Here is an 8,049-nt window from a genome sequence, read left to right as displayed (position 1 = left end):
AACGACAGCCTCGACGCCCATCAACACAAGACTGACGCCGACAACATCGCCGACAACATCACGGAGGACATCTCCGACTGATCCGCTAACCGCAAACGCCAGCACCGGCCATCTTGGCTGTCGGCGCCGGACAAGATGGTTGACGCGCGCTTGCCAACAGCATGATTGACCTCGCCGCCTGAACCGATACCGTCAGCCCACTGGAGGCGCCGCAAACGAACTCCACCATCTTCGCGACGGCAGCATGAGCAACCTCCCTGACCTGTCGGCACGGCAGCTCAAGGCCGTGACGGCCGTCGCCCGCTACTCCAGCTTCATAGCGGCGGCGGTCGAGCTGCGGATGTCCCAGCCCGGCCTGTCGCGCATCATCCGGACGGTCGAGGAGGAGCTCGGCGTAGCCTTATTCCACCGCAACACGCGGCACGTGGGCCTGACGGCCGCCGGGGCGGAATTCGTCCCCATCGCAGAGCGCATACTCCACGACCTCGAGCTCGGCACCGAGGCGATCAGGGGTCTCGCGGGCCAGGCTCGGGGCCACGTCGCAATCGCATGCCCCATGTCCTTCGCGCAGACCAGCCTCATCGGCATCGCCGCCGACTACAGGCGGCGGCACCCCAACGTGCGCCTCCAGATCAAGGAGGGCATCCAGAGCGCCATCCGCGAAGACATCCTCGCCGGCGTGGTGGACTTCGGAATCGGCTTCGTGAGGGAGCCAAGCGATAATCTGGTCGTCGATGCTCTCCAGGAGAGCTGCTATTACGTCGTCTTCCACAAAGACCACCCGTTCTCCGAGAAGGCCTCGGTGAGTCTTCGCGAGATCGGCGACGAGACCCTCGTCTCGCTGCCGCCCTCGGCGACCATCCGGCAGATCTTCGACGGTACCGCGGCGAGCGCGGGCTTCCGCCTCGACCACGCGATCACGGTCAACACCTACACCACCGTCTTCGAGTTCGTGCGCGCCCAGGTCGGAGTCGCGATCCTTCCGGATCCTGGGATCCCGGCACCGACCGATCCGGTGCTACGCGCCCGGCCGATCGGCCCGCCCCGATTCCGAACCCAGCTCGCCGTGCTGAGTCTGCGGTCGCGCTCCCTGTCGCCCGCCGCCGTAGGACTGAAGCGTCTGATCCACGCCCACTTCGCCCACGCTAGCGGCGGGAGCGAAGCACGGCAGCCGGCCATCCCTCGGCCCCGTGGCGCAACGAGGCGCTAGTCGCGGGCGATTCCGGCGTCCCTGACCACGGTGCGGAAGGCCTCGATCTCGGCGCGGATGAAGTCGCGGAACTCGGCGGGCGAGCTCGCCACCACCTCAAGCCCGAGATCGACGAGGCGCGCCGTGACCTCCGGCTTGCGAACGATCTCGACCGTCCGCCGATTCAGCAGGTCGACGATCGTGGCGGGCGTCCCAGCCGGCGCCACGAGCCCGATCCAGCCGCGCGACTCGTACCCGGGCACGCCCGCTTCGGAGACCGTCGGGAGGTCGGGCATCATCGTCGAGCGGCGCTCGGTTGTCACCGCGAGCGGCCGCAGCTGCCCCGCGCGCACCGGCTGCAGCGCCGTCGGGATGGTCTCGAACATGACGTGGACCCGCCCCGCGATCAGGTCCATGAGCGCGGGCGCGCCGCCGCGGTAGGGTACGTGCAGCATGTCCACGCCCGCCCGCTGGCGGAAGAGCTGGCCCGCCAGGTGCTGGGCGGTGCCGGCACCGGCCGAGCCGAAGGCCACCGCCCCCGGATGCGCCTTTGCGTGGGCGATGAGCTCGGCGACCGACCTCACGGGCAGCGAGGGATGCACCACCAGCATGTTCGGCTGCAGCGCTACCAAAGATACAGGGGCGAAGTCCCGCGCCGGGTCGTAGGGCAGGTCGGGAAAGAGGCTGACATTGGCCGCGAGCGACGACGCGCTGCCCATGAGCAAGGTGTAGCCGTCGGGCGCTGCCTTGGCGACATGGTCGGTGCCGATGCCGCCACTGGCTCCGCTGCGGTTGTCGACCACGAAGGTTTGGCCGAGCGCCTGGGACAGCTCCTGCCCGACCAGCCGCGCGACGATGTCGACACTGCCGCCGGCGGGGAACGACACCACCACGCGCACCGGCCGGTCCGGATAGGCCTCAGCCGCCCAGGGGATGCCCGCCCCGGCGATGCAACCGAGCAGGAGAACGAGACGCCGCAGACATACCATGGTGATCTCCATTCGATGGGACTGACGGCGCCAAATTCGCGCTGTCGGCCGCCCGTTAGGCGAGAAGCATGCGAGCATCCACGATGGCGTAGCCCTCCGCGTGGAGGATCACGGGATTGAGGTCAATCTCGGTGATCTCGGGATGGGCGACGGCGATGTCCGACAGCCTCAGCATCAGATCGACGATCTGCCTCCGATCGGCGCCCTGCTTGCCACGGACGCCGTCCAGGATTGCCCGTCCCTTGATCTCATCAAGCATCTCCGCCGCGTCCGCCGGTGTGAGCGGCAGGGCACGGAAGGCGACGTCCTTCAGCACCTCCACGAAGACGCCGCCCAGGCCGAACATCATGATGCGCCCGTACTGCGGATCGGTGGTGACGCCCACGATGACCTCGACACCGCGCCGGGCCATCGGGGTAACGAGCACGCCGGCGACCTCCGCCTCGGGCCGCCGCCGCCGCACCTCGGCCAGCACCGCCGCCATACCCCCGGCGATCGCCGCCTCCCCGCGCAGGCCGAGCAGCACGCCGCCGACATCGGATTTGTGCAGGATGTCCTTCGAGACGACCTTGAGCGCCACCTCCTCCCGCTTGAAATCGCTGCCTAGCTCAGCGACGTCCGCGACCGACCGCAGCACCGCATGGGGCGGCACCGGCATGCCAGCCGCCGCCAACAACCGAAGCGCCTCAGGCTCCAGAAGGCTTGTGCGCCCGCCCGCCCGCGCTCCCGCGATGATCTCACATACCTCAGGAACGGGCCCGGCCGGTGCGCGCGCCGGTGCTGGCGCGCGTTGGAGGATCGAGTGGTACTCCGCGACCCCGGCTAGGCAGGCGGCGGCGATCTCGATGGAGCGCACGACCAGGATGCCCGCCTCGCGCAGGATGGTGATCGCCTCGGTCGGAAAGTCGGCGTAGTGGCTCTGCACGATAACCGGCTTGCCGGCCTCGGCGGCCATGGCGACGAGCTCCTGGGCGGCCTTATTCTCGTCCGCGATGGCCGATGCACCGTAGCGCACCTGGTAGCCGCCGAAAAAGCCGACGATGAGCAGCGCGTCGACCGAGGGATCACCGAGGATCACGCGGCTCGACGCGGCGATGTAGCGCGGATGCGGGTCGGTCGCTCCGCCGGCGTCGATCGGGTTGGAGAGCTGCGTGGCGTTCGGGGTGATCGCCTTCAATGCCGCTTCGGTGGCGGCGGCGAGCGCTGGCATGCTCAGGCCACGCTCGGCCAGGGCATCCGCCGCCTGCGAGATCACGCCACCGCCCTCGGACAGGACGGCCACCCGCGCGGCCGGACGGCTGGCGTGCCGGGACAGCATGTCGGCGACCGGGAACATCTCGTCCGACCGCTCCAGCACGATAATGCCCGCTTGGCGCATCGCGCCCTTCCCGACCGCATAGTCCCCGGCCAGGGACCCCGAATGAGATCGCGCGGCGCCTTGGCCCTGCCCCGTCCGACCGGCCTTATAGAGTACCACAGGCTTGCGCCGGGTGACCTCCCGCGCCGCGTCCAGGAAGGCACGGCCGTCCTTGAAACCCTCAACGTAGGCGATCACGGCGCGTGTCGCCTCGTCTTCGCCAAAGAAGCGCAGGTACTCGTCGAACCGGATGTCGCTCTCGTTTCCGACCCCGATGAAGGTGGTGAATCCGGCGTGCTCGGTGCGGATGCTGGTCGTCATCAGCGACATGGCGACGTTGCCCGACTGGGACAGGACACCGAGGCTGCCCCTGTAGACTCCGGGCCAGCCGACGAGGTTCAGTCCCGTGTGGCCGTCGAAGATGCCGTTGGTGTTGGGTCCTACCAGACGCACGCCGTAGCGGCGTGCCACCTCGACGGTCCGAGCCTCGAGTTCGGCACCCTCTGGGCTTGCCTCGCCGAAGCCGCCGGCCAGTACCACCGCGCCCTTGACGCCCTTCTCGCCGCAGGCCCGAATCACCTCGGGCGTGCTGCGCGAGGGCGTGCAGACCAGCGCGAGGTCGATCTCGAAGGGCACCGCCGCAATGTCCGGAAAACACGGCAGCGACAGGATCTCGGGCTCCTTCGGATTTATTGGAACTATCCGCCCTTCGAAGCGGGAGTTGAGCAGGGCCTGGATGGCGCGATGGCCGCGCTTCGCCGGATCGCGCGAGGCGCCGATGATCGCGACGGTACGCGGCTTCAGGAATGCGCGAAGCGAACTTGCCATGGGAGCGGTGTTCCGGTGCGGGAGCAGCGTCATCAGTCGAGAGTCACGCCCACCGCCGTGACCACCGCGCGGATGCTGGCGATCTCGGCTTGGATGAAGTCGCGAAACTCGGCGGGCGAGCTCGCCACCACCTCGAGCCCGAGATCGACAAGGCGCGCCGTGACCTCCGGCTTGCGCAGGATCTCGACCGTGCGCCGGTTCAGCAGGTCGACGATCGCGGCGGGTGTCTCCGCCGGCGCGACGAGCCCGATCCAGCCGCGCGACTGGAATTCCGGCAGCCCGGATTCGGCGATCGTCGGCAGATCCGGGATCGACGCGGAGCGCCGCAGGGTCGTCACCGCGAGCGGCCGCAGCTGGCCCGCCCGGACGGCCTGCAGCGCTGTCGGGATGGTCTCGAACATGAGCTGGATGCGTCCCGCGATCAGGTCGCTGAGCGCCGGTGCGCCGCCGCGGTAGGGTACGTGCACCATGCGCACGCCCGTCTGGCGGCAGAACATCTCTCCGGAGAGGTGCTGCGTCGATCCCATCCCAGACGATCCATAGTTCAGTGTACCTGGATGCGCCTTGGCATGGGCGATGAGCTCGGCGACCGACCTCACGGGCAGCGAAGGGTGCACCACCAGCATGTTCGGCTGCAGCGCCACCAAAGATACAGGGGCGAAGTCCCGCGCCGGGTCGTAGGGCAGGCTGCTATACAAACTCGGATTCGCCGCGAGCGACACGGCGCTGCCCATGAGCAGGGTGTAGCCGTCGGGCGCCGACTTGGCGACGTGGTCGGTGCCGATGCCGCCACTGGCGCCGCTGCGGTTGTCGACCACGAAGGCCTCGCCGAGCGCCTGGGACAGTTCCTGCCCGACCAGCCGCGCGACGATGTCGACGCTGCCGCCGGCGGGAAAGCCGACGACCATCCGCACGGACCGGCTCGGGTAGTCCTCCGCCGCGTGGGCCTGTGCGCCGCCGCCGGACGCAGCGAGGAGGGCAAGCAGCACGCGCCGCTTCAGCGCCGCCGGTGCCGGCCCACCTACATCCCCCCCCATGGTTGCCCCCTCATCTCAGGTGCTACTTGCGGAAAACCGGACGGTCTGCGCGCGCGCCTTCCAGTCCGTGACAACATTGACCAGGGCCGGCCGGCCCTCGGCGACAGCCCGCGCCGCACGCTCCAGCGCCGGGCGGATGTCCTCGGCGCGTTCTACGTACTCGCCGGCGCAGCCGAGGGCCTTCGCCATCTCGTCGAAGCGGGTGTAGCCGAGCTCGCGTCCGGGCTTTTCGCGCTTGGGGTCCCCCGTCCAGCCGCCGTTCAGACTGATCACGATGATGACCGCCAGGCGGTGGCGGACCGCTGTGTCCAGCTCCAGCCCGTTCAGCCCGAACGAACCGTCGCCGTGCAGCACCAGGACCGTTGCGTCCGGCTTCGCGGCCTTTGCGCCGAGGCCGAAGGGTAACCCCACGCCCATGGTCCCGAACGGACCTGAGTTGAGGCGGTGCCCGGCTACGTAGGTCGGGATCGTCTGCCGGCCGTAGTTCAGGATTTCCTGCCCATCGACCGTCAGGATCGCGTCGCGCGGCAGGAAGTCACGAATTTCCTTGCATAGGCGCAGGGGATGGATCGGCTCCTGGTCTGTCGAAAGCTGCGCTTCCGCGGCCGGCGCCTTCTCCCGGTCGATCGCCCGCAAGTGGTCGGTCCATGGTGCGTACTGCGCCGCAGTAATCCGATCGCCGGCCGCCTCCGAGAGCTGTTCCAGGACGGTGCGCGCGTCGCCGACAATGCCGATCTCGACCTGCGGCGCCGCGGCGATCTCGGCAGCATCAATGTCGATGCGAATCAATCGCACAGTGGGGCTGAAGCGTGGCGGCTTGCCGTGCCCAAAGACGTAGTTGAGCCGGGTGCCGATCACCAGCACGACGTCCGCATTGCGCAGCGCAGTCGAACGTGCGTTGGGGAATGCCGAGCCGTGATCTTCCGGTACCACGCCGCGCCCCTGCGGCGTTGTGTAGAAGGGCATCTCGGTGCGGTTGATCCAGGCCGCCAAGGCCGACGAGGCGTCCGACCACAGCACGCCGCTCCCCGAGATCACCACCGGGCGCTCGGCGGCGGCGAGGAGCTCGACGGCACGCTCAACCAGTCGAGGGTCGCCGGCCGGCCGTGGGCGATCCGTGGCCGCGCCCGGCTGCGGCGGCCAGACCACGTCGCCCTCGTCGACCGACCCGAACAGAACGTCGCCGGGCAGATCCAGGTAGACGGGCCCTGGCTTTCCGGACAGCGCCTGCCGGAAGGCCATGTCTATCAGCTCCGGCACGCGCCGTGTCTCGTAAACGCGCTCCGCCCACTTCACGAGCGGGCGCATTGCCGCGAGCTGGTCGAACTCCTGGAATGCGCCGCGGCCGTACTCGTTCACCGGACTTGATCCGCCGAGCGCCACCACTGGTGCGCAGTCCACCAGCGCGTTGGCCAAACCGGTACCCAGATTGAGGGTACCGGGACCGGAGCACGCCATGCATACACCGGGACGGTTGCTAACTCGGGCGTAGGCGTGCGCCATCATGGCGGCCGCCTGCTCGTGGCGCACGTCGATCCCTCGCATCCCCGCGTCGAGGCACGCCCGCTCCGCCTGGAGCATCGGTGCGCCCATAAGGAAAAAGAACGTGTCCACGCCCTGCCGCGCCATGGCCTGGGCGACGAGTTGGGAACCTGTCACTGGCATGGTGTCACCTCACCGAGCCAGCAGCTGGGATAAGGGGGGGCGTCGCGGAATGTTTCGAGGAAACAAGGCTAGCACTCCAAGAGATCTGGCGTCGGTGGACACGGAGAGGCGTGTCCAATCCTCGGCATCGGTCCTCTGGTAGAGCGTATCGCGTGCCTCCGACTTATATCAAAGCAATTCCGATAACCCCCATTGATGCGAATTTTGCATAGACACTCACGTGAAGGGCGGCCCGTCGGCGGTGGTGGCGCTCGTCGCTTGTGTTTCGGCCCTCTACTCGCGGCGACCGTGTTGCATGGGTCGGCGGCGTCGGCGCAATGAACTCCACCCGTGTCTCGGGTCACGCGATGCGGATGTACTCCGGACGTCCGAGGTCCAGCATGCGGTTCAGGACGTCGGCGGCGATCGCCACTTCGGTCGCTTGGCGTCCGTTGGTTTGCGACCGCAGCCCGTCGCCGATGACGCGCTTCCAGCGCGAGACGTCGGACTCCACCAGGGCGCGCTCGGCGATAGCCTCGATGTGCCTGTCGCGCTGCGTGGGCGCGGTCCCGGCGGTGTCGCCCAGCACCGCACCCGAGCGCGGCGGGACGACGACGGCCGCCTCGTGATGGCGCGCCGCGACCTCGGCGTAGACATCGTCCCGGTCATAGGCGCCATCGCCGGTGAAGGATGCGACCGGCCCTTCGATCCGGTCGAGGAGCGGGCCGACCTGCGAGCTGTCGTCGGCATTCTTGTCGGTCAGCGCCGACGCGACGATCCGGCCGGTGTCGGCGTCCGTGGCGAGATGCAGCTTGCGCCACCCGCGCCGCGTCTTCGTCCCATGCTTCTCGACCAGCCACTCGCCGTCAGCCCGCAGCGGGCGCCCAGGGTGGCGCAGGTAGAGGAGCATCAGCGCGTGGCCGAGCCGACTGTGCTCGCCGCGTCGGCGCGCGACCGACGCGAGGTCCTCCGGCGACAGCGTGTAGTGGCGCGCCAGGTCACGCG

At 68.8% G+C, this 8,049-nt stretch carries 6 protein-coding genes; 1 reads left to right on the top strand and 5 read right to left on the bottom strand.

Features of this window, described 5'->3' with window-relative positions; translation table 11 throughout:
- The first annotated feature begins 244 nt into the window (after positions 1–244).
- The gene (locus VGO20_RS23910; RefSeq protein WP_327504906.1) at positions 245–1,210 is read left to right on the top strand and encodes a LysR family transcriptional regulator; all 966 of its coding nucleotides are present in this window, start codon (positions 245–247) and stop codon (positions 1,208–1,210) included.
- On the opposite strand, the gene VGO20_RS23905 is transcribed toward VGO20_RS23910, so the two are convergent.
- The 5 genes from VGO20_RS23905 to VGO20_RS23885 all read right to left on the bottom strand — a co-directional run.
- Entirely contained in the window at positions 1,207–2,178 is a 972-nt protein-coding gene (locus tag VGO20_RS23905; RefSeq protein ID WP_327504905.1) for a Bug family tripartite tricarboxylate transporter substrate binding protein, read from the bottom strand. The two genes, VGO20_RS23910 and VGO20_RS23905, sit on opposite strands and share 4 nt — an antisense overlap.
- Before the next feature lie 55 nt (positions 2,179–2,233).
- Positions 2,234–4,363 carry an acetate--CoA ligase family protein gene (locus VGO20_RS23900; RefSeq protein WP_327504904.1) on the bottom strand — a complete coding sequence of 710 codons (2,130 nt, stop codon included), beginning with the start codon at positions 4,361–4,363 and terminating at the stop codon, positions 2,234–2,236.
- A gap of 32 nt (positions 4,364–4,395) precedes the next feature.
- Complete coding sequence (locus VGO20_RS23895) at positions 4,396–5,400, bottom strand: Bug family tripartite tricarboxylate transporter substrate binding protein (RefSeq protein WP_327504903.1); 1,005 nt, start codon at positions 5,398–5,400, stop codon at positions 4,396–4,398.
- Between the two features lie 15 nt (positions 5,401–5,415).
- Complete coding sequence (locus VGO20_RS23890; RefSeq protein ID WP_327504902.1) at positions 5,416–7,065, bottom strand: thiamine pyrophosphate-binding protein; 1,650 nt, start codon at positions 7,063–7,065, stop codon at positions 5,416–5,418.
- A 340-nt stretch (positions 7,066–7,405) separates the two neighbouring features.
- The coding region (locus tag VGO20_RS23885) for a transposase (protein ID WP_327504901.1) at positions 7,406–8,049 on the bottom strand (644 nt) is incomplete at its 5' end.

It is taken from the genome of Arenibaculum sp. (assembly GCF_035998295.1).
In the GTDB taxonomy this organism is placed as follows: Bacteria; Pseudomonadota; Alphaproteobacteria; order Azospirillales; family Azospirillaceae; genus DASYHS01.
The sequence above is the reverse complement of the archived record's forward strand: the minus strand, read 5'-3'. Positions and strand labels throughout refer to the sequence as shown.

Excerpts from the sequence above, each read along its gene's own strand:
- VGO20_RS23910 (WP_327504906.1), top strand. The coding sequence starts at position 245 with ATGAGCAACCTCCCTGACCTGTCGGCACGGCAGCTCAAGGCCGTGACG.
- VGO20_RS23905 (WP_327504905.1), bottom strand. The coding sequence starts at position 2,178 with ATGGTATGTCTGCGGCGTCTCGTTCTCCTGCTCGGTTGCATCGCCGGG.
- VGO20_RS23900 (WP_327504904.1), bottom strand. The coding sequence starts at position 4,363 with ATGGCAAGTTCGCTTCGCGCATTCCTGAAGCCGCGTACCGTCGCGATC.
- VGO20_RS23895 (WP_327504903.1), bottom strand. The coding sequence starts at position 5,400 with ATGGGGGGGGATGTAGGTGGGCCGGCACCGGCGGCGCTGAAGCGGCGC.
- VGO20_RS23890 (WP_327504902.1), bottom strand. The coding sequence starts at position 7,065 with ATGCCAGTGACAGGTTCCCAACTCGTCGCCCAGGCCATGGCGCGGCAG.